Genomic DNA, 22,673 nt, shown 5'->3' on the forward strand with positions numbered 1-22,673 from the left:
AATGTTACATAATTATTTTTAATTAAACATCTAAGCATATTTTATGATTGAGGGACCATAAATATATGTTTTAGAGATCATTTGTGTGCACCAATTCAGTGTTTTAATGATGAAATTATGATTATCTTATATTCGTAAACGAAATCTATATTAGATAATTGCCTTCACACTTATTCAAAACCCCTTGAATCAAGTATAACGAAGGCGACATTTATGATTGAATTTTATTCATGGAAAAACCTATTATTAAAGTGTAGGTTTGAAAGGGAGTCATTAATGATGTTTGCAAAAGTAGAAAGTCAAAGCAATGGTATCGATTTGATTAAAATTGATAATGAAGAAACAAAAATTGTTTTTACAAATTATGGTGCGAGAATTGTATCGTGGAAATACGACGATAATAATATTGTACTGGGTAATGTCGTTGAAGCAGATGAGTTTTATGAATCGAATCCTTATAATTTTGGTGCAACCGTAGGTCGATATGGCGGAAGAATTGCAAATGCAACATTTGAGTTAGATGGTAAAAAATATGAGTTAGATGCCAATAATGGTGTACATAATATTCATGGTGGACCCAATGGTATAGACAGACGTTTCTTTGATTATAAAATTGAAGAACAAGTCGGACAAGTGAAAGTTATTTTTACTACTACAATTCAAAGTGCAGATGATCACTTTCCAGGTGATATTGATTTAGAAGTGATTCACACTTATAATGTCGACCATAAGTGGACGATAGAATATAAAGCGAAATCAACTGAAAAAACATTGTTTAATCCGATGAATCATGTATATTTTAACTTGAACAGAGACAACAATGTGATTGATAATCACAGCATTTCAAGTTCAAAATTGGATATGTATTTATTAGGGGAAGACAATATCGTGAAAAGTATGGAACCTTTAAGTTTGGTAAATACCTTCCAAGAACAAAATATCCAGTTCAAAGATATTTTTGATAGTGAAGACGCAATTGTTAAAGAACAAATGCAACGCTTTGGTGGTATTGATCATCCATTTGATATTGGTGGTAATGAAATGACTGTGGAAAATAAACATTTTATATTAAAAGTAAACACAGACATGCCAAACATTGTCATTTACACATTTAATGATACAACTGGTTGGAAAAGTGATTTCAATATTTATAAAGCTCACTCAGGTTTTACATTAGAAACGCAATGTATTCCAAACGATATTAATTTATTAGGCAATCAAGCACCATCCATTTTAAAAGCTAACGAGCCTTTTTACTCTAAAACGTCATATAAAATTTCTGAAAAGCAATTATAAAAATGAACGAATCAATACTTATGACACCATTTGGGAGAGTGGTTAGTTATTAAGTATAGACTATATGAAAGGCGGGTATCTTAAATGAGATACCCGCCTTTCATTTTAATTTAATTACAGCAAACGCTATTATTTTTGAGCACGTTTTAAGAAGCGTTCAAATTTGCTAATCCTGTCGCTTGTTAAATATGGATTTTTTAAAACATAGGTTAAGCGATTAATATTTTTATTATCATTGTAATAGATGTCATTGAGCTCATACACAGAAAGACGTGTTGATGCATCCGCAGATTTGATAAGTTTTAAATGATTGGAGTCGTGTACGTAGCCTTCTTGTAACACACGAAAATAGAAGCCAGTTTTACAAGAAGATGACATTCTCTTAATCAAATCAGGGATTTTATACTTTTCTTGTATTTTCCAACAAGGTTCTCTGATTTCTGAAACTTCTAAAATAGCTTCACCAAGCTGGAATTGATCACCAAAATAGACATGCGCTTCATCTAAATCAGTTGCTGTTAAATTTTCACCAAACATCGCATAGGGTGGTAACGCTGGTAGGTCATGTTTCCAAAGTTCGTAATTTTTCTTACTGTACAGGCAAACGGCTTTATTTGGCCCGCCATGTCCTTTATATTCTTGTTCATCTTCAGCAAATCCAGTATGTGTAAGCCACATTTTTCCTGAATATTTTTCTTTATTTAATGCAGAACGCATAGGTCTTTTGGTACTATATGGTAAATCTTGTATTTTGCCAGTAGAAATGGCTTCTAATTTATAAATCATATTTTTGTACCTCCAACAATAGATTGATTATTATTTTAAAACAATGTGTTAATTATGCAAGTATATGTATAAATTCATTTTGAAAATCAGTTTTCTGTCTAGGTATTTTAATAAATCTCATGTACAATAAAGATAAAAGTACAGTATAAAAGGGGAAGCATGATGGATAAGAAACAGTTAAAAATGAGAACATTTAATGATGCATTAGACCAGATTAAAGATGGTATGATTGTTGGTATTGGCTCTGGCTCAACGATTGAATTGCTTGTCCCAAAAATAGCAGAGAAACTGGAACAAGAACAAATAAAAATCACAGGTGTCTGTACCTCTAATAAAACGGCATTTATAGCCAAAGAGTTAGGTATCCATATCATTGATGTGAATGATGTGGATCATATCGATATTGCAATAGATGGCGCAGATGAAATTGATAACGACTTAAACTTAATTAAAGGCGGTGGTGGCGCGCTATTTAGAGAAAAAGTAATAGATGCCATGGCCGAAAGATTTGTTGTCTTAGCTGACGATAGTAAATGTGTAGACTATCTTGGACAAACGTTTAAGTTGCCTGTTGAAGTGGACAAATTTAATTGGTTACTTGTAGCTAAACGAATTAAAGCATACGATGATTTAAAAGTAACACGTCGCATGGTTGATGATGTGCCATTTATTACAGATAACGGTAATTATATCTTAGATGTTGTATTAAATGAAGGTATCAACGCAGCAGATATGCATGAATTTTTGATTCACCTTATCGGTGTACTAGAAACAGGTTATTTTTTAAATGTTGCAGACCAAGCCATTATTGGTACAACGAATGGAGTAAAGATTAAAAATAAAGCATCATTGATAGATTAAAAAAGGCATTGTGCTTATTCATTGGAGCACAATGTCTTTTTGTATCGTTTGAAAATATCATATCGCTACATGCTACAGTAATAAAACAAAAAACCAATACTAAAGCTATCAGTCATGAAACATAGCTTAGCATTGGTTTTTAAAATTCATAAAATCAGTTGAATCATTTTATGGTGAGTATGATTAGCGACGGTGTCCACGTTTACTTTTCAAATCAAAAGGTGAGCGTTCGTAATCATTATTAGATGAATCAGCTGTATCTAAAGCTTGATCATCTTGTTGCGTTACATCGTTACTTTCTGAACTTAAATGACTTGACGATTCATCACTTTCTTCATCGATTGATGTACGTGCATCAGATACGACAGATGACTGTCAATTTGAAGAATAGCGAGAACTTGCTTTCAATTCATCTTGGTCTGATTCTGGATGTGCCTTCTCAGTAGATGCTTCTACTGCACTATTCGCACGTGAATCTGAGTGTGTAGTGTCCACTTTCGTTGAATCATTTGATGATGGACTTGGTGTATTCTCTGAGATTATATTCGCTCGACTGTCGTCCTCATGTGCAGTATCTTCTGTCGAATTGTATTGATTAGCTTGGTCTGATGCACTTGATTCATGCTGACGATCAGTTACATCTTGTTCATCTTGAACTTCTGAAGACGTCTCAGCTGTAGCGGCATTTACATTCGCTGAATGATGCGTTTCGTCTGTTTCTGACGCGTTATATTCATCACCAGCATCTGTCTGATCTTCATCAGTATCATTAACGTGATCAAGATAATTATTTTCCTCTACTTCGTCTAAATTACGTTTTGTAAAGAAATAAAGGATTGTACGAATAATTAAACTAATTAAAATATAAAGTATAGCAACGGCTGCAGTTGATAAGGCGATGACTTTCATAGCAAATACTTCGCCTAATTCTTCATTAAATAAGAATACAAGTCCAAATGACATTGCGAAATGGAATAAAGTTGCAATGTATATTGTACGGCCTTTCGTTGCACGTATTAATTCCCCAATAATCATTGAAAAAGCAAATGAATATAGGAAACTATATATTGCAAAGTCAAAACTAAAGGCGATGTTTACATTCCATATTGCATACATAAAACCAACAATAATAGACGCGAAGAACGTGTTCATCTTAGTTTCAACAATATGTTGTAGATAAGAACGGAAACCGAGTTCTACTAAAAAAGCCATGACAATTTGTCCTATAATAATAGATGAAATTGAAACAGATAAATCTTTTGTTTGTAAAAGAACAAAACTATCAGAAAAAATATTAAAGCATACCATAGCTATAATAAAAATAATTAATGGTAAAATAAGCGCTAAAATTGCACGCTCAATCACTTTTAAGCTAATAGTCAATTTTAAACTAGCTAATTGAGTACCTCTGTGTGAAAATATAGCAATACAGATAAAAGCTGCTATGAATGGTGCAAGTGTACTCATATCAAAGACGAAATCTTTAAATGGAACGGAACTCTGTAAATCTTTAAGTATAATAGGTAATGCATAAGCAACAATAAAGAAGATAAAAATCATCATTGCCCATTGAAAACCTGGTATACGTTTTGTATTCATTTATGTAACCTCCAATAGGGTTCAAAAAAATCATTTGTACCTAATTATACATATTTATGAGATAGAAATAAATTAAATTCCCGATTTATCATTGAAATGTAATAGTTTGAGTTAATCTAACATGAAATTGAAATATTTATTACGAATTTTTGAATTTATAATGATGCGAATTGGGTAAATATTATTATAAATTGAATTGAGGAAAATGTAAGCGTATACTTTTAAATGACCGTAAGTATTTAAAGGAGGAGAATTATGTATAAATTAGCACAACGTGATCTTTGGACTGGAAGAATTGATAGTGAAACAGATGAATCACAATTTAGGCACTTTCAAACTATAAATTTTCGCAATATTGAAGATGATAACAATGAATCACGTCATGGTGTAGGTATACTAGGGTACGCGGTAGATAAAGGTGTTGAATTGAATAAAGGGCGTATTGGTGCAAAAGAAGGCCCGAATGCAATTAAAAAAACGTTTGCCAATTTACCAGTTATTAGACAATGTAATGTATATGACTATGGCAACGTTGAACACAATCATGATAGATTAGAAGAAACGCAACAAGAATTTGCGCATTACGTTGCCAAATCTATAAAAAAACATAATCAAACATTCTTACTTGGTGGTGGTCACGATATTGCATATGCACAATATCTAGGCACGAGAGAGGCATATCCTGACGCTTCTATTGGTGTCATTAATATTGATGCACACTTTGATACACGAGAAGAATCAGGTTCAACATCTGGCACGAGTTTTAGACAAATACTAGAAGAAGATGAAAACACAGATTATCTTGTATTAGGTATACAACAGGGTGGCAATACTCGAGCACTATTTGACTATGCAGAAACTAAAGGCATCGGTTATGTTTATTCAGAAGAATTGCTTCACCAAATTTCTCCTCCAATCAAAGATAAGGTGGAACGTTTTGTACATGATCATGATGTCATCATGTTTACAATATGTATGGATGTTATTGACAGCGCGTTTGCACCAGGTGTGAGTGCTAATGGTGTGCTTGGATTATCACCACACATCGTACTTGAATTAGCTAAACGCATCATTCCGAATGAAAAAGTCCCAACAATTAGCATTGCTGAAACAAATCCTAAGTATGATGTAGATAACAGAACTGCAAAATTATCAGCTAATTTCTTATATCATTTTATTCTTTAAAATTCCAATAGTTAACACATTGTTCGATGAAAGAAAGCACACGTGATGAGTGCTTTCTTTTTTTTAGGTAGTTAATATATATAGAACGACCTAACTTAGGTTGAATATCTAAGACATCTAAATCCTTAGCATTAAATGATTGATAATAAACTCTAGGTATTACAGCATATCCCAAACCTCTATGCACAAAGTTCGTGGCAGCTTCAAATCGATCCGCTTCAATAATGATATTAGGATGCAAGTTCATACGGTTAAAGTAGTCATCTAGATGTTTGCGAACTTGGGATCTTTTGGTTGGCAATATTAATGGCAAGGATGCAATAGAAGTAGTATGTGAATGTGGAAAAGCATTTTTAGGAGTGATCAACACATAGGACTCCTCATAGAGCGGTATAGATTCAATATCATCATGCTTCATTTGTTCGTTAGTGAAAGCAACATGATTCTCAAAGTTAACGAGCAATTCAAAAATTTTATTTTGATCATGAATTTCAGATACAAGGTAAGTTTGATCTGGAAATTGTTTAGCATGTGTCGATAATACTTGAGAAAGCCATTGGTTTGTCGATTCTAAAATAGATATTTTAATTTTAGGTACATGTCCCATATTGAGATCGTACATTTTTTCGATAGTTTGATGATATTGATGTATCAGTTGTCGTGCGTAATTGTAAAAATGAATGCCTTTTTCAGTAATTTTAATATCTTTAGTCGTACGCATAAATAGATCATAACCTAGATCAGCTTCCATTTTTTTAATTGTTGTCGTCAGAGAAGGTTGACTAATATGTAAAAAGTTAGCGGCTTTAGTAAAACTATTATATTTAACAACAGCAACAAAGTATTCTAATTGTATAATTTTCATAGGAAAGCTCCTTTAATTAGTTATTTATAGTTTAAAGCTATCAATAATTAGTTTATTTATATTGGTAGTCTATATAATAACATATTATACTGGTCCATATAGAGAAAGGTGTGCTTTTGTGTAAGTATCGTGCTTACATTGCTTATTACCATACCATTTGTACTATGGATTTTTTAGTTATTGTTAAACAAAGGATAAGTTTATTAAAAACAAGGAGTGATTTTTCATGAGAAAAATAGAAGCAAAAAGAGGGTTAGACATTGAATGTAAAGGTTGGGAACAAGAAGCAGTACTGAGAATGTTATATAACAACCTTGACCCGGAAGTAGCTGAACGCCCTGAAGACTTAGTTGTTTATGGAGGTATAGGTAAAGCTGCACGTAATTGGGAAGCATTTGAAGCCATTGAAGATACATTACGTTCATTAGAAGCTGATGAAACAATGTTAGTTCAGTCTGGTAAACCCATTGCTGTATTTAAAACACATGAAGAAGCGCCACGTGTATTAATATCTAATTCAGTATTAGTTCCAGAATGGGCAAATTGGGATCATTTCAATGAATTAGATAAAAAAGGTTTAATGATGTATGGTCAAATGACAGCTGGTAGTTGGATATATATTGGTTCACAAGGTATTGTTCAAGGTACTTATGAAACATTTGGAGAACTTGCGAATCAACATTTTAATGGCAAATTAAATGGCACGGTCACTTTGACAGCTGGTCTAGGTGGTATGGGTGGTGCGCAACCACTAGCCGTTACAATGAACGGTGGCGTTGTTATCGGCGTAGACGTCGATGAAACACGCATTGATAAACGTATTGAGACGCGTTATTGTGACGTTAAAACACACGAATTAGACGAAGCGTTACGTTTGGCTGATGAAGCTCGTGAAAAGGGTGAACCATTATCAATTGGTTTAGTCGGTAATGCGGTTGACACACATAAAGCAATCTTAGATAAAGGTTTTAAAATTGATATTGTGACAGACCAAACAAGTGCACATGATCCGCTAAATGGTTATGTACCTCAAGGGTATTCGTTAGAAGAAGCGAAAGCAATACGCCAAAAAGATCCAAAACAATATGTTAAAGAAGCACAAACTTCTATGAGAAAACATGTAGAACTCATGCTTGAATTTCAGAAAAATGGTGCTGTTGCATTTGATTATGGTAATAATATCAGACAGGTTGCATTTAATGATGGATTAGAAAATGCATTTGATTTCCCTGGATTTGTGCCTGCTTATATTCGTCCATTGTTCTGTGAAGGTAAAGGCCCATTCCGTTTTGCAGCATTAAGTGGAGATCCGAAAGATATTGAGCGTGCAGATGAAGAAATGAGAAAGATTTTCCCAGATAATGAAAAATTAATTCGTTGGTTAGATTTAGCGCAAGAAAAAATCGCCTTCCAAGGTTTACCGTCACGTATTGCGTGGTTAGGTTATGAAGAGCGTGCGAAAATGGGCTTAGCATTGAATAAATTAGTAAGAGATGGTGAAATTTCTGCACCAATTGTCATTGGTCGTGATCATCTTGATTCTGGTTCTGTCGCTAGTCCAAACCGTGAAACTGAAGGTATGAAAGATGGTTCTGATGCTGTTGGTGATTGGCCAATCTTAAACGCATTAATTAATACAGCAGCAGGCGGTTCATGGATTTCATTCCACCATGGCGGCGGCGTTGGTATGGGTTACTCTTTACATGCAGGTATGGTTGTTGTAGCAGATGGATCAGAACGTGCTGATAGAAGATTAGGACGTGTATTAACGACAGATCCGGGTATGGGTGTTGTGAGACATGCGGATGCTGGATATGAATCTGCGATTAAAGTTGCAAAAGAAAAAGGTATCAAAATCCCAATGATTACAGGTAAAGGAGACAAATAATGAACGATTTAATTATTCAAAACATTAAAGAACTAATTTTACCAAAATCTACTGAACGTCCATTAAAAGGAAAAGAGTTAGACGAACTTAACATTATTGAAAATGGAACGGTTGTCGTTAAAAACGGCAAAATTGTCTACGCAGGAGAGCACTCAGATGCCTATGAAGCAACTGAAACAATTGATGTAACAGATAAAGTGGTTTCACCAGCTTTGGTTGAAGCACATACACATCTTGTTCATGGTGGTTCACGTGAACATGAAATGTCACTTAAAAGACAAGGTGTTTCTTATTTAGAAATTCTTGAACAAGGTGGCGGCATTTTATCTACAGTTGAAGCTACACGTAAAGCTACTGAAGAAGCATTATTTAAAAAGGCAGAAAAGAATTTGTTGACGATGATGGAACATGGCGTTTTAGCTGTTGAGAGTAAAAGTGGCTATGGTCTAGATAAAGAAAATGAACTAAAACAATTACGTGTATCTAATCGTTTGGCTGAAAAATATAACTTAGACATGAAACACACATTCCTTGGTCCGCATGCCGTACCTAAAGATGCTGAGTCTAATCAAGCTTTTCTTCAAGAGATGATTGATTTGTTACCAGAAGTTAAGCCGTATGCTGATTTTGCAGATATATTCTGTGAAACTGGTGTGTTTACGGTTGAAGAATCGAAAAAATATATGGAAGCGGCAAAAGCATTAGGTTTTGATGTGAAAATCCATGCAGATGAAATTGATCCATTGGGTGGTTTAGAGTTAGCTATCGACGAAAATGCAATCTCTGCAGATCATCTTGTAGCATCAAGTACAGAAGGTAAAGAAAAACTAAAAAATAGTGACACTGTCGCGGTGTTATTGCCTGGTACGACTTTCTATTTAGGCAAGGAATCTTATGCAGATGCGCGAGGTATGTTAGACAATGATGGCGCAATCGCGATTGCGACAGATTTTAACCCAGGTAGTTGTGTCACAAACAACTTACAACTTGTGATGTCGATTGCTGCCTTGAAATTGAAATTATCTCCAAATGAAATTTGGAACGCAGTGACTGTTAATGCGGCTAAAGCCATTGACATTGATGCTGGTACCATTAATCAAGGAGATAAAGCTAATATTGTTATTTGGGATGCGCCTAACCATGAATATATTCCATATCACTATGGTATTAACCACGCTGAAAAAGTCATTAAAGATGGTAAAGTGTTGATTGATAATCGTATCAAATTAGAACAATAATTTGAATAGTTAAAGCTGAGTCAAATTGACTTGGCTTTTTTTGTATTATTTTAGGCAGAGTTGATTAAATATTTCGACAATTATGATACCATATGGTTAAAGCAATTTGGAGGTGACAATGAATGTGCGTCACATAAGTTATTTTAATCAGTGGCACGGGGCATTAGTCACCAATATGCTTGCAGGTATTTTGTTGGCACTCGCGTTACTACCCGGTGCAATTGCTTTTTCCTTTATTGCAGGTGTAAGTCCAACCATAGGTATGCTAAGTACTGGACTTATGATGTTAGTTATAAGTTTGACCGGCAATCGAACATTAATGGTGTCAGCACCAAGTAGTGGTGTTTCTTTAGTTGTCGCACCGCTTATGTCTAGCCACGGTATGCCCGCTGTAATATTGGCTACGTTAATTATGGGAATAATACAAATTTTGATGGGTATTTGCCGAATCAATAAATTATTAGATTATATTCCCACAGGTGTTGTTATAGGTTTTATGAATGCATTAGGTGTATTGTTATTTACATCGCAACTAAAAAATATACTAAATATTTCAAACGCGACCTATGTCATAGCGGTCGCATCTTTTTTAATTATTTGGTTAGCACAAAGATATATCAGATTTATGCCGGCACCATTGATTGCGATTATTATTTTAACGATATGTGCATGGTGGCTTAAACCAGATATTGTCTATGTACACCATTTAGCATCATTGCATATTCATGTACCGATGCTGTCATTTCCAGATGCAATGTATGATATGCATATCGTTGGTATTTCAAGCATGTATGGAGTGACAATGGCAATTGTTGCTGTTGTACAAACGACATTAACAGCGCGGATGATGGATGCAGTTACTGCCACTAAAAGTGATAAAAATAAAGAAACGATAGGGCAAGGTGTTGCCAATACAATTGTCGCTTTATTTGGTGGCTATGGTGGTAGCGCACTTGTGGGTCAATCGCGATTTAATGCAACGATGGGAGCTACATCGAGGGTATCAACATTGATCACGGGTGCTTTTTTACTCATTAGCTTATTCGTTTTTGGAGATATTATCGGTCAAATACCAATGGCAGTGCTAGCAACTGTATTAATAACGATTTCCCTTAATACATTTGATAGGAGAACGATTTCATTTGTTAAGGTATCTCCAATAAAGCATGGGGCGATCGTTGTACTTACAATGTTGATTATTTTAAGTACGAATAACCTAGCGGCCGGGGTTGTGCTTGTTAGTTTACTATACTATTTGATTCAAGGGTTTAATAAAAGGAAAGGACGTGACATATAATGCCACAATACGAAGACTACATAAATTGGAGAAGAACATTTCATCAATATCCAGAGCTATCAGATGCAGAATATGAAACAACAAAACGTATCAAACGCATCTTAGCATCATATGATATTAAAGTTTTAGATTTACCATTAGAAACAGGACTAGTTGCAGAGGTTGGACAAGGTGATCAATTCGTTGCAGTTAGAACAGATATTGATGCACTACCAATAGATGAGCAAGTGAAACATGAATTCACTTCGACCAATGAAGGTGCGATGCATGCATGTGGACATGATATTCATATGGCTAGTGTGCTAGGGGTCGCAGTGAGATTAAAAGAAATAGAAAATCAACTCAACGGACGCGTGCGCATTATTTTTCAAGCTGCAGAAGAATTGGGCTATGGCGCAGTGAAAGTTGCTAATACAGGTGCAATTGACGGTGCGAAAGCCGTGTTAGGTTATCATAATTATCCAACGTTAGATATTGGAGAATTTGCGGTTAAATCGGGGGTTATCACATCTTCTGTAGACCGTTTCGAATTTAAAATTAAAGGTAAAGGTGCGCATGCTGCTAAACCAGAACAAGGTAACGACCCAATGATTGTATTGGGACAGTTGATTAATAGTGTTCAGTCTATTGTGAGTAGAAATTTATCAGCATTTGATAATGCAGTTGTTACAATTGGAGAAGTATCATGTGGGAATACATGGAATGTTATTGCAGACGAAGCCTATGTGCAAGGTACTGTGAGAAGTTTTGATGAAGATAAACGTGTACTTATTGAAGAAAGATTAAGAGCCATTGGAAGCGGACTTGCTGAAGTATTTGGCGTAGACATTGAAACGTCTTATCACCGCTTGCCTGGTGCTGTGGTTAATGATGAGCAATTAACAAATGATGCAATAGCAATTGCCAAAGAAGTTGGATACAATGTCAGTGTTATGGATAAACCGTTGACGATTGGCGAAGATTTTTCTGGTTTTTCTAATAAGTATCCAAGTGTATTTGTCTTTATTGGTTCTAATAGTGAATATGATTTGCACCATCCAAAATATGACCCAGATGAACGTATTTTAGAAAAAGTACCTGACTATTTTGTTACTTTTGTACAAAAATTATTGAATGAAAATTAAGGCAATATACTTAAATTATGATTAGACAATAGAAATGTTGGGTATTTAATAACTAGTTCATAATTTAAGGAGTGTTCTTAATGGCAGGTCAAGATCCAAGAACTAAATTTTCAAATAAAGATTTTCCAAAACAAGAACAACCAGTTCCAGGTTTACAAAGTAAGTTAGATCCAAAGCCTGATTGTGGTGAAACATCCTATACTGGTTATGGTCGTTTAAATGATTATAAAATGTTAGTTACTGGTGGAGACTCAGCTATAGGCAGAGCAGCAGCTATTGCTTACGCTAAGGAAGGCGCTGATGTAGCAATCAATTATCTTCCAGCAGAACAACAAGATGCAGAAGAAGTACAACAAGTCATTGAAGCAGCAGGAAGAAAAGCTGTCTTAATTCCAGGTGACATTAGAGATGAACAATTTAATTACGATTTAGTTGAAACAGCTTACAACGAACTTGGCGGGTTAGACAATGTAACCATCGTCGCCGGTCATCAACAATATAGAGAAAGCATAAAAGGTTTTGACACAGCTTCGTTTTCAGAAACATTTGAGACGAATGTTTATCCAATATTTTGGACAGTTCAAAAAGCAGTAGATTATTTACAAGCTGGTGCAACCATTACGCTGACCTCTTCAGTTCAAGGTTACAATCCAAGCCCAATTTTACATGATTATGCTGCTTCAAAAGCTGCGATTATTTCATTAACGAAAAGTCTATCCGAAGAACTCGGTGCGAAAGGCATTCGTGTGAATTGTGTTGCGCCAGGACCATTTTGGTCACCATTACAAATTTCTGGTGGTCAACCGCAATCTAAAATTCCGAGCTTTGGACAAAAGGAAGTCTTGGGCAGAGCAGGTCAACCTGTAGAATTATCAGGCACATATGTACACTTGGCAGCTGAAGAATCCAGTTATACAACAGGTCAAGTATATGGTGTGACAGGTGGTACTCAGTTAGACTAGGTTATATGAAACGTCACAGCTAATGTGGAGATGATTCAATCACATTAAAGTTGTATCATCTCCACATTAGCTGTGACTTCTAGATTGATAAGCGAATATTACAATGAGTCATATAGCCGACGTTATATGGGCGAGATTGAGAAATCAAATTCAATGTTTGGTTTCTGTCTCGCTTTTTTATTATTTTTAAAAGGAGTATAAATGTGGATGAAACAATATAACGCAAACACATTAACGAAACAACAGAATTATAAATTACTAAGTGGTAGTGTTATTCCAAGACCAGTTGCATTTGTGACAACACAGGATAAAGATGGGAATTTAAATGCTGCACCGTTCAGTTTTTTTAATGTTGTATGCAGCGCACCTCCTATGATTATGATTTCTACTGCACGTTCACAAGGAAAGCGCAAAGATACATCGTTAAATATTGAAGAAACAGGCTCATTTGTAGTTCATATTACAGATGAAATGACTGTAGAACAAATAAATAAAACGGCTGCACCTATAGACAGAACACTAAATGAATTAGAAAGAACGCAGTTGACATGTGTGAAATCAGAAGTCGTGCCTGTACCAGGTGTGGAACAAGCCAAAATTCGAATGGAATGCAAACTAAATCAAATCATTACATTAGGCGATGCTCAAGAAGGATCAGATTTAATCATTGGTGAGGTTGTGATGTATCACATTGATGAGGCAGTTTACTTTGATGATAGTAAAATAGATGCACAAGCATTAGCGCCTGTGGCACGTTTAGCTGGAAATGATTATGCTGCATTAGGACAATCATTTACGATTAATCGACCAACAGAGTAATTTATAAATGATAAGACTGAAGTCATTAGCTCATCAGCTAATTGTTAAGATTTGTTAAAGTTTAAGCAAGAATTTAAAACAGTAATTGACGAAACTAATTTAATATTGTACTGTGAAAAATAAATTAAATAACTTATCAAGAGAAGTGGAGGGACTGGCCTGTGGATACTTCGGCAACATGATTATGCGTGTGCCAATTCCAGTAGCATCATTTATGCTAGAAGATAAGAATAAATGTACAAAGTTTACTCTTTCTTCAATTGGAAAGAGTTTTTTATTTGAGTAAGTTTATTTAATGGTAGAAAAATTGATGTTCTGTTTGAACTTAAAGGAAAGTTGGTTTTGTATGGAGGAGACAAAGAAAGGTAATGCATGGGCACTGATACCTTTAATTATTTTTGTGGGTATGTTTTTAGGTGTTGGTATCATTACCGGCGATTTCACTACAATGCCCCTAAATGTTGCGATACTAGTAGCGACAATTGTGGGACTTGTATTAAATAGAAAAGAATCATTTCAAAAGAAAGTTGAAATTTTTACTAAGGGTGCAGGACATTCCAATATTATACTAATGATGCTCATTTTCTTATTAGCAGGAGCGTTTTCGCAAACAACTGAAGATATGGGTGGCGTAAAATCTACAGTGAATTTGGGACTATCTTTGATTCCTGAGAATTTAATCATTGTAGGTTTATTCGTGATATGTATGTTCGTGTCACTTTCTATGGGTACATCCGTGGGCACTGTAGCAGCTATAGCGCCTGTTGGCTTTGGACTAAGCCAAGCAACGGATGTCTCTGCAGCCATCACTATGGCGACGGTCGTAGGTGGGGCGATGTTTGGTGATAATTTATCAATGATTTCAGATACAACGATAGCTGCGGTAAGAACTCAAAAAACAAAAATGAGTGATAAGTTTAAGGTGAATATCAAAATCGTGTTACCTGGTGCCATATTTACTGTCATTGTACTTTGGTTTTTAACAAATGGAGCACAAATTGATGCATCTAAGAGCTACGATTATGATCTTATAAAAGTAGTACCTTATTTATTTGTACTCATACTCGCATTATTCGGCGTCAACGTTATTATTGTACTTATTGGCGGTATTATACTTTCGGCAATTATAGGTTTATTTTATGGTACCTTTGATTGGATTGGGTTATTAAGCTCTATTTCTAAAGGGATTATTGGCATGGAGGATATTGCCATTATTGCACTATTAATTGGTGGTCTAGTGGCATTGATACAACACAATGGTGGTATTACATGGTTACTTAATTTTGTGCGTAATAGAGTGAAATCTAAGCGTGGCGCAGAACTAGGAATTGCTGGCTTAGTGAGTGTGGCCGATATTTCAACTGCTAATAATACGATTTCTATATTAATGGCAGGGTCATTAGCTAAAGACATTTCAGATGAATATGGTGTAGATCCGCGTAAATCAGCAAGTATTCTAGATATGTTTGCAAGCTGTTTCCAAGGACTATTACCGTATAGTCCACAGCTTATTGCAGCAGCAGGTGTGGCATCTATATCACCGTTTGAATTGGTACCGTATGCGATTTATCCGATGATATTAGGGATTTGTGGTCTGATTGCTATCGCCTTTAGATTGCCGAGATTGGACAAGAAATAAACCCTAACAATCATGTGAAGTGAATATTTCATATGTATGGATGATTAACAGTCGTCATGCAAAATTGTTAAGTTTAATATAAATTGAGAGAGTGCGGAATCTTATGTATTATTTGATTTCTGACTCTCTTTTTTAAGTATAGACTAACGGCGTAGTACAGGATGCTTTATTAAGTTTAATCCTAATTGTTAAAGATTTAAGAATGCAAAATTTTGACGTTTACTGACTATTAACGATAAAATAAAGTTGTTGAAAGTTTGATAAAATCATACAAACCACTCATATTTCGTATGATTATAGTTTAGAAGTCTTGTATAATGCGTTAGAATAGAAATAAGAGTGAAAGTAGGTGAACAATCCATCGTGGCTAAATATAATGTAGAGAATGAAAATGTTGAGATACGTCTTGAACGATTATTTAAAGTTGAACCAGAATTGTTATATCAAGCGTGGACAGATGAACGTTTTCTTAAACAATGGTTTATGACAACAGAAAGAACAAATAAATCAATACAAGTAGATGCTGAACAAAATGGAAACTATACGATTATTGATGTAAGAAAAGGCAAAGAAAATAAAATTCAAGGATCATATCGTACGTTAACGCCTTTTGAATATATTGTAATGACCATAGGTATGCCAGAGCTAAGTGATTCTGAAGATACGATAGAAGTTGAAATATTCGAAAGAGCACCTGGCATCACACAAATGATTTTCAATTATATTGCGTATGTTCCTAGAGAACGTAGACTTACAACATTAGAATATAAGCAAAAGAAAAAAGAATACCATGATTCTACTGCACATGGTTTTGAAATGTTATTTGATAAACTACAAATTGCATTAGAAACATTTGAAGCGGAATTATAATTATAAAAAACGACAAAATATCATTTTAATACAAATAAAAAAAGGACTTACAAGCATGCTAAATGAATTGATTGCTTGTAAGTCCTTTTTTTAGTGTGTGTTGAGTTCGCCTTTTTCTTGGCGTTCATTATATTTCCGTAGCAATGTTTCGAAAAAGATATGATAACTGATAAAGCTAGAGTAATCTATACCATCTACGAGATAAAACGTATTACTCGAAACATAGATATTATAATTTGCTTTTTGTGCTAGCGTGTTATCTTTCAATGTAGTTACTGAGAAAAAGTATTTTTGACGCAGTTGCAGTAAATTAGTGATATCTGAAAGTTGCGTTGTTTCTCCGGAAAGCGAAATGATAAAAAAGATATCTTTCGGTGTTGCTTTATTTAAGACCATTTTAAATTCATGAACATCATGTAGGACAATAATATTCTTATGAATTGTTAATAAAATCCGTTGTGCTTCTTGAGCAACATTCATCTGAGCTAAACCTGTACCGTATAGATAGACCGTTTCGGCTTGGTTAATTTTATCGGTAATCAGTTCATAATCAATGCGCTCTAAATAAGTGAACGTATTTTCAATTTCTTGTTTAAATCCTTCAATAGAGTCGGAAGGCAGCTGATGTGATTGTTCTGTTTCAAATTTTAAATAAGATTTAAAATCACTGTATCCGTCAAACCCAAGCTTACGTGTAAAACGATGGATCGTCGCATTGGATGCATGGGTATTCGCAGCTAATTCTTGTATTTTCATCGTTTTACATTGATTAATATGTGTATTAATAAAATGTGCTATATGTAAATCATTTTCGTTTAATTTATTAAAGTTATTATTGACGCGTTCATCTAAAAACAATGGTAATCACCTCACACTTCATGAAAATATTTTCGACTTTTGAAAATATAATCTGATTATACAAAATTATTCCAAATGACGTCAAACTATTGTTTTTATGTAAGCGTTTCCTTTAATATTAAGCATAAGCAATGAATACGATTGAATATAATAATAAAGTATAGATGTTTTAAATTTTTGAAAATTGAACTGATAGGAAATGAGGGAACACAGTTATGAACGCAATTAAAAGGTTTGGCAGTGCAATGATCGTACCTGTATTAATGTTTGCTTTCTTCGGTATTGTACTTGGGTTTGCAACACTATTTAAAAATCCATCAATTATGGGGAGTATTGCAGAAGAAGGAACGAATTGGTTTAAGATTTGGTCTGTGATTGAATCAGGTGGTTGGACGATATTTAATCACATGGAAATCGTCTTTGTAGTAGGTTTACCTTTATCATTAGCTAAGAAAGCACCAGGACACGCTGCCTTAGCTGCCTTAATGGGTTACTTAATGTTTAATACATTTATCAATGCAATACTTACGCAATGGCCACATACATTTGGCGCAAATTTGGAAAAAGGTGTTGAAAATGTAACAGGCCTTAAAGCGATTGCTGGTATTGAAACGCTCGATACAAACATATTAGGCGGTATTATCATCTCCAGTATCATAACTTGGATACATAATCGCTATTACAGTAAACGTCTTCCTGAAATGTTAGGTGTATTCCAAGGATTGACATTTGTTGTTACGATTTCATTCTTTGTTATGTTGCCATTTGCATTAATTACTTGTATTATTTGGCCAACTGTACAAGGAGGCATTTCATCATTACAAGGATTTATCATAGGTTCAGGTTATATTGGTGTATGGTTGTACCATTTCTTAGAGAGAGTGCTTATTCCAACTGGCCTACATCATTTCATTTATGCACCAATTGAAGTCGGCCCAGTAGTGGTTAATCACGGTTTGAAAGCCGAATGGTTCGAACATGTCAATGAGTTTGCTAAGAGTACGAAACCATTAAAAGAACAATTTCCTTATGGCTTTATGCTACAAGGTAATGGTAAAGTATTTGGTGCTATTGGTATTGCTTTAGCAATGTACTCTACGACACCTAAAGAAAATAAAAAGAAAATTGCAGCATTACTTATACCAGCAACATTAACTGCAGTCGTTGTAGGTATTACGGAACCATTAGAATTTACATTCTTATTTATTGCACCTTATTTATTTGTATTACATGCATTATTAGCTGCTACAATGGATACATTAATGTATGGATTTGGTCTTGTCGGTAATTTTGGCGGGGGACTTTTAGACTTCTTCGCAACAAACTGGATTCCTTTAGCACAAAACCATTGGCTAACATACGTATTCCAAATAATTATTGGTCTTATATTTACAGCAATATATTACTTCTTATTTAGATTTTTAATTTTAAAATTCAATATTCCACTTCCTGGTCGTAAAAAAGATGAAGAAGATGTGAAATTGTATAGTAAACATGATTATAAAGATAAAAAAGAAGAAACAAAAACAACTGCATCTACTGGAAATGAGTATGAAGATAAAGCAATTTATTATTTAGAGGGCTTAGGTGGTACGGAAAATATTAAAGATGTTACTAATTGTACGACACGTTTGAGATTGACTGTTAATGATCCAGAGAAAGTAGAAGATAGTGGGTATTTTACGCATAACCAAATGTCGCATGGATTAGTTAAGAGTGGTAAGAACGTACAAGTCGTTGTGGGTATGTCTGTGCCACAAGTAAGAGAGGCTTTTGAAAATATAGTCAATGAATCGCAGTAAAGTATAGTGGATTTTAGGGAGTGGGACAGAAATCATATTTTCTAATAGAGATTTCGTGGTCCCACCCCGGCAAGGATGACTAGGATTGAAAATAGCTTGATATAAGCGCATTTTCACTTCAGTCATCTACTGCCTAAATTAAAAAGAGTCTGAGACATCTATTTTTGTCTCAGACTCTACTTAGTTATATTGGAATTATTTCATGTCAATGCTATTTTAGAAAAAACGATATGTCATCCTTATTCCAAATTTATGTGAAGTTTATGAAATTCTTACTTTATGCATCAGTCTTGGTTGGTATACTGCTCCGAGTACATCTATATTATGCGTTGCAACTAAATATATTAATTTTGCAAATATAGAAGGTGAACATGAAACATTTATCTTGTTTCTATTGAAGGTATAAGAGATATAGTCAGTTTGATTGATTAAATTCATGATGTCGATGACTTTATCTTTTATAAATGCATCATGTAGACCATCTACGACTAATTCAAAACGTTTCGATGATAATAATAAGTGATCTAATGCTAACAGTTCATCTGAATGTGCACTTTCTAGTATTTGATAGATGGCATAATTATGAAAACTTAAAAAGCTAATCAAATATGGTAGCTGTTGTTTCGGTAAATTTATCTCTAAAGCATATAAATTATTTTTCTTAAAAATAGTGAATTTAAAAGAATTACAAAAGTGAATTTGTTTTAAAAGTTTTGTTAAGTGCTTTCTCGTCACGCGCTTACCAAGACCTTCAATATTTAACACAAACGTTTCAGTTTTATCTAAAAACATATTATACCCCCAATATCTATATAAAGTGTTTTATCGTTATTAATCATAATATTCTATTACACTTAAATTTTTACATATTTATATTTCTATTAGATTGTACCACTCTTTTTTACAGTAAGCACTAGGTCTATAGAATGAAGTTGAAAAAAATTTAAACACTAGTATTTTAAAAATTAGAATATTTAGAAAATTCAGTTGTTTAAGGGCTTAAAGTATGATACATTTTTCTTTGTTAATACATAGAGGGAAGTGTTTAGGATGTTATCAAAAGTTAGTAGATTTGCCACCAACACATTCTTAGTATGGATGTTAATTGCTGCAATTATTGGATTTATTTTTCCAGCACAGTTAGCTACATTGAGCGGATGGGTACCATATTTATTGGGTATTGTGATGTTGGGGATGGGGTTAACAATTAATCCCAAAGACTTTAAAATTGTATTTCAGTCGCCACGTTCAGTTATTATTGGCGTCATTTTACAATATACGATTATGCCATTAACGGCATTTTTAATAGCAAAATTATTTCATTTACCACCAGAAGTTGCAATTGGTGTTATATTAGTAGGCTGTTGTCCAGGAGGGACATCAAGTAACGTTATGAGTTACTTAGCTAATGCGAATGTTGCGCTATCAGTTGCCATCACAAGTGTTTCAACTTTACTTGCGCCAATTATGACACCAGCATTAATATATTTATTTGCGCATGAATGGCTACAAGTTTCATTCATGAGTATGTTTTGGTCAGTCATTCAAGTTATATTGATACCGATATTGATTGGTTTTATATTACAAAAGGTATTCAAGAATTTTGCGGCCAAATCTGCTACGGCATTGCCAATTGTATCTGTAGTTGCTATTTCATTAATTTTAGCATCAGTCGTTGGAGGGAGTAAATCACAGATTCTTGAAACTGGTTTATTAATCTTTGCTGTTGTTATCTTGCATAATATAGTAGGTTATACACTTGGTTATACGCTAGCACGTATATTTAAACTAGAGAGAGCAGACAAGAAAGCAGTATCTATTGAAGTTGGGATGCAAAATTCTGGTCTGGCAGTATCGTTAGCGACTGTGCATTTTAGTCCGCTAGCAGCTGTTCCGGGTGCAGTATTTAGTTTAGTACATAATATTACAGGTCCAATTTTAGCAAAATACTGGAATAAACGTTAAAATCTTAATCAACAGTGGATACACAAATGACACTACGACTTTAAGTAGTGAATTTAGGTACCCGCTTTTTTTGGTGTGAAATTGATAAGATAAAGAAAATTAATTACACTTGAAATTATGATAAGCTAGTACTAAATAGAAACGATTAAATTATTGAATTGTGAAGCAATTATTGGAGGCATATTCATGTATAAAGCAGTGGTATTTGATTTTGATGGTACGATGATTGATACAGAAAAGCATCTATTTGAAATCATCAATAAACATTTAAAACAGCATAAGCAAAATGAAATTAGCTTAGACTATTATCGACAATCAATTGGTGGTGCTGCAACCGCATTACATAATTATTTAGAGGAAGTACTTGGTATTGACAATAAAAATAAAATTTATGAAGAGCATCATGAAACAAGTGTGGATTTACCGATTATTGAATCTGTACAAAAGTTAATGGATTATTGTAAACAACGCCATATATCAATGGCAATCGCAACAAGTAGTTATCGAGAAGATATTCTGCCAACATTTAAAAACTTAGGTTTAGATGCTTATATAGATATTATTGTAGGACGTGAGGATGTTGCAGCAATTAAACCGAATCCAGATCCATATTTAACAGCAGTGCAAAAACTAAATTACAATCCTACGAATTGTCTTGCGTTAGAAGACTCTGTTAATGGTGCCACGGCTGCTGTTACCGCAGGATTAGATGTCATTGTTAATACAAACGAGATGACAGAATTACAAGATTTTAATGAGGTTGCTTATATAGGAAAAGATTTATCTGCAGAAGAGATTATAAAATTATGTTTTGAAAATAATAGGGGTTAATACTATGAATGGTTATTTGATATTGTTTTTCTTAGGTGGACCTATCGTATTAGCGATTGGTAATTTAGTACTAGGACCTATTTTTAATAAAAAGATACCGTTTCATATTCATTTCCGTTCGTTTATGGTGGGTACTTTAGTTTATTTATTAGGCGCAGCAGCGCTTTATTATTTTGTCTTACAAAATCAATTTTGATATTAAAAAAGGCTGTCGTGTTAAAACACGGCAGCCTTTTTATGTTTCTATGATAAAAATTTAAATAGAAGTGTTACGATAACAAGAATAAGTAGAATCGCATCGATTCCCACCATAATGGCAAAACGAGGATTCTTTTCACCTGTTTCTTTTGATTTTTTAACAGCTTTAAGGTTGGGTATCAAACTTACGATTAACAAAATCATAACAACAACGCCTAAGATAATACTCATGATTTGTCACCACCATTTTTATTTTTTGCAATAAATTCCCATACATAACCAGCAATAATCCCGAGAATTAAGCCAATGACAATACCTACTTTCAGAGCGGAGAATATCGCACTAATGAGTATTGCAATAAGTAATGCGATTGGAATGGTTATTCCAAATTTATATTTTCTTTCAGGTGAATTTACTATAGAGAAAAGCACAAAATATAAAATGCCAAAGACAACGATGACAAGTATACTTTTTAATATGAGTTGCCCAATGGAACTATCGGAACCACTAAAATAATTTAATACGAAAAATAACACACCAAAAATGATGGAAATCGTAATTGTACGTTTCAGTAAGTGTTGATTCATATA

General features: G+C 34.0%; 22 protein-coding genes and 1 riboswitch. Of the genes, 15 read left to right on the plus strand and 7 right to left on the minus strand.

All coding sequences use genetic code 11. The features are described 5' to 3' along the window. Positions 1 to 279: 279 nt before the first annotated feature. The gene (locus KA893_RS08625; protein WP_041079160.1) at positions 280 to 1,296 is read left to right on the plus strand and encodes an aldose epimerase family protein; all 1,017 of its coding nucleotides are present in this window, start codon (positions 280 to 282) and stop codon (positions 1,294 to 1,296) included. Between the two features lie 129 nt (positions 1,297 to 1,425). Here KA893_RS08625 and KA893_RS08630 read toward each other — a convergent pair whose 3' ends face one another. Continuing rightward, entirely contained in the window at positions 1,426 to 2,082 is a 657-nt protein-coding gene (locus KA893_RS08630) for an MOSC domain-containing protein (protein WP_002482521.1), read from the minus strand. A 159-nt stretch (positions 2,083 to 2,241) separates the two neighbouring features. On the opposite strand from KA893_RS08630, the gene KA893_RS08635 reads away from it, so the two are divergent. After that, complete coding sequence (locus KA893_RS08635) at positions 2,242 to 2,943, plus strand: ribose 5-phosphate isomerase A (RefSeq protein ID WP_002482522.1); 702 nt, start codon at positions 2,242 to 2,244, stop codon at positions 2,941 to 2,943. Between the two features lie 375 nt (positions 2,944 to 3,318). Here KA893_RS08635 and sdpC read toward each other — a convergent pair whose 3' ends face one another. After that, positions 3,319 to 4,542: a peptidoglycan release complex CPBP-like subunit SdpC gene (gene sdpC, locus KA893_RS08640; protein WP_002482523.1), complete on the minus strand. Its 1,224-nt coding sequence runs from the start codon at positions 4,540 to 4,542 to the stop codon at positions 3,319 to 3,321. Positions 4,543 to 4,797: 255 nt separating this feature from the next. Between sdpC and hutG the strand changes: the two genes are divergently transcribed. After that, positions 4,798 to 5,727, plus strand: coding sequence for a formimidoylglutamase (gene hutG / locus KA893_RS08645; RefSeq protein ID WP_002482524.1), 930 nt, complete (start codon positions 4,798 to 4,800; stop codon positions 5,725 to 5,727). Here hutG and KA893_RS08650 read toward each other — a convergent pair. Beyond that, complete coding sequence (locus tag KA893_RS08650; protein WP_002482525.1) at positions 5,717 to 6,592, minus strand: LysR family transcriptional regulator; 876 nt, start codon at positions 6,590 to 6,592, stop codon at positions 5,717 to 5,719. The genes hutG and KA893_RS08650 overlap by 11 nt on opposite strands. Positions 6,593 to 6,818: 226 nt before the next feature. Between KA893_RS08650 and hutU the strand changes: the two genes are divergently transcribed. The 8 genes from hutU to KA893_RS08690 all read left to right on the plus strand — a co-directional run bounded on the left by hutU (position 6,819) and on the right by KA893_RS08690 (position 16,429). Then, entirely contained in the window at positions 6,819 to 8,480 is a 1,662-nt protein-coding gene (gene hutU / locus KA893_RS08655) for a urocanate hydratase (RefSeq protein ID WP_069838156.1), read from the plus strand. Further along, positions 8,480 to 9,718, plus strand: a complete 1,239-nt coding sequence (gene hutI, locus KA893_RS08660) for an imidazolonepropionase (RefSeq protein ID WP_041079154.1) — start codon at positions 8,480 to 8,482, stop codon at positions 9,716 to 9,718. The genes hutU and hutI overlap by 1 nt, the downstream gene beginning before the upstream one ends. 118 nt (positions 9,719 to 9,836) lie before the next feature. Next, entirely contained in the window at positions 9,837 to 11,015 is a 1,179-nt protein-coding gene (locus tag KA893_RS08665; protein ID WP_069821535.1) for a SulP family inorganic anion transporter, read from the plus strand. Beyond that, positions 11,015 to 12,139 carry an amidohydrolase gene (locus tag KA893_RS08670; protein WP_002482529.1) on the plus strand — a complete coding sequence of 375 codons (1,125 nt, stop codon included), beginning with the start codon at positions 11,015 to 11,017 and terminating at the stop codon, positions 12,137 to 12,139. Before KA893_RS08665 ends, KA893_RS08670 begins: the two co-directional genes overlap by 1 nt. 80 nt (positions 12,140 to 12,219) lie before the next feature. Next, the gene (locus KA893_RS08675; protein WP_002482530.1) at positions 12,220 to 13,101 is read left to right on the plus strand and encodes an SDR family oxidoreductase; all 882 of its coding nucleotides are present in this window, start codon (positions 12,220 to 12,222) and stop codon (positions 13,099 to 13,101) included. Between the two features lie 207 nt (positions 13,102 to 13,308). Further along, on the plus strand, positions 13,309 to 13,920 hold the full coding sequence (locus KA893_RS08680) for a flavin reductase family protein (protein WP_002482531.1): 612 nt from the start codon (positions 13,309 to 13,311) through the stop codon (positions 13,918 to 13,920). Positions 13,921 to 14,050: 130 nt separating this feature from the next. Then, a riboswitch (SAM riboswitch) is annotated at positions 14,051 to 14,151 on the plus strand. Between the two features lie 115 nt (positions 14,152 to 14,266). Continuing rightward, positions 14,267 to 15,559, plus strand: a complete 1,293-nt coding sequence (locus KA893_RS08685) for a Na+/H+ antiporter NhaC family protein (RefSeq protein ID WP_041079151.1) — start codon at positions 14,267 to 14,269, stop codon at positions 15,557 to 15,559. 363 nt (positions 15,560 to 15,922) lie between these two features. After that, positions 15,923 to 16,429, plus strand: a complete 507-nt coding sequence (locus KA893_RS08690; RefSeq protein WP_037537852.1) for an SRPBCC family protein — start codon at positions 15,923 to 15,925, stop codon at positions 16,427 to 16,429. Positions 16,430 to 16,519: 90 nt separating this feature from the next. On the opposite strand, the gene KA893_RS08695 is transcribed toward KA893_RS08690, so the two are convergent. Beyond that, positions 16,520 to 17,287 carry a MurR/RpiR family transcriptional regulator gene (locus KA893_RS08695; protein WP_002482534.1) on the minus strand — a complete coding sequence of 256 codons (768 nt, stop codon included), beginning with the start codon at positions 17,285 to 17,287 and terminating at the stop codon, positions 16,520 to 16,522. 215 nt (positions 17,288 to 17,502) lie between these two features. Between KA893_RS08695 and KA893_RS08700 the strand changes: the two genes are divergently transcribed. Then, positions 17,503 to 19,089 (plus strand): alpha-glucoside-specific PTS transporter subunit IIBC, encoded by a 1,587-nt coding sequence (locus KA893_RS08700; protein WP_210125741.1) that lies wholly within the window; start codon positions 17,503 to 17,505, stop codon positions 19,087 to 19,089. Between the two features lie 261 nt (positions 19,090 to 19,350). On the opposite strand, the gene KA893_RS08705 is transcribed toward KA893_RS08700, so the two are convergent. Next, positions 19,351 to 19,881, minus strand: a complete 531-nt coding sequence (locus KA893_RS08705; RefSeq protein ID WP_002482536.1) for a hypothetical protein — start codon at positions 19,879 to 19,881, stop codon at positions 19,351 to 19,353. Between the two features lie 258 nt (positions 19,882 to 20,139). Between KA893_RS08705 and KA893_RS08710 the strand changes: the two genes are divergently transcribed. The 3 genes from KA893_RS08710 (at position 20,140) to KA893_RS08720 (ending at position 22,081) form a co-directional block, all read left to right on the plus strand. Then, positions 20,140 to 21,054 (plus strand): bile acid:sodium symporter family protein, encoded by a 915-nt coding sequence (locus KA893_RS08710; RefSeq protein WP_069821532.1) that lies wholly within the window; start codon positions 20,140 to 20,142, stop codon positions 21,052 to 21,054. A 186-nt stretch (positions 21,055 to 21,240) separates the two neighbouring features. Next, positions 21,241 to 21,885: an HAD-IA family hydrolase gene (locus KA893_RS08715; protein ID WP_002482538.1), complete on the plus strand. Its 645-nt coding sequence runs from the start codon at positions 21,241 to 21,243 to the stop codon at positions 21,883 to 21,885. Positions 21,886 to 21,889: 4 nt separating this feature from the next. Beyond that, positions 21,890 to 22,081: a hypothetical protein gene (locus KA893_RS08720; RefSeq protein WP_002482539.1), complete on the plus strand. Its 192-nt coding sequence runs from the start codon at positions 21,890 to 21,892 to the stop codon at positions 22,079 to 22,081. Positions 22,082 to 22,128: 47 nt separating this feature from the next. Here KA893_RS08720 and KA893_RS08725 read toward each other — a convergent pair whose 3' ends face one another. Both KA893_RS08725 and KA893_RS08730 read right to left on the minus strand, forming a co-directional pair. Continuing rightward, on the minus strand, positions 22,129 to 22,314 hold the full coding sequence (locus KA893_RS08725) for a hypothetical protein (protein ID WP_002482540.1): 186 nt from the start codon (positions 22,312 to 22,314) through the stop codon (positions 22,129 to 22,131). After that, positions 22,311 to 22,670, minus strand: coding sequence for a hypothetical protein (locus KA893_RS08730; RefSeq protein ID WP_002482541.1), 360 nt, complete (start codon positions 22,668 to 22,670; stop codon positions 22,311 to 22,313). The genes KA893_RS08725 and KA893_RS08730 overlap by 4 nt, the downstream gene beginning before the upstream one ends. Between the last annotated feature and the right edge of the window lie 3 nt (positions 22,671 to 22,673).

Source organism: Staphylococcus sp. GDY8P126P (assembly GCF_017891965.1).
Lineage (GTDB): Bacteria > Bacillota > Bacilli > Staphylococcales > Staphylococcaceae > Staphylococcus > Staphylococcus saprophyticus.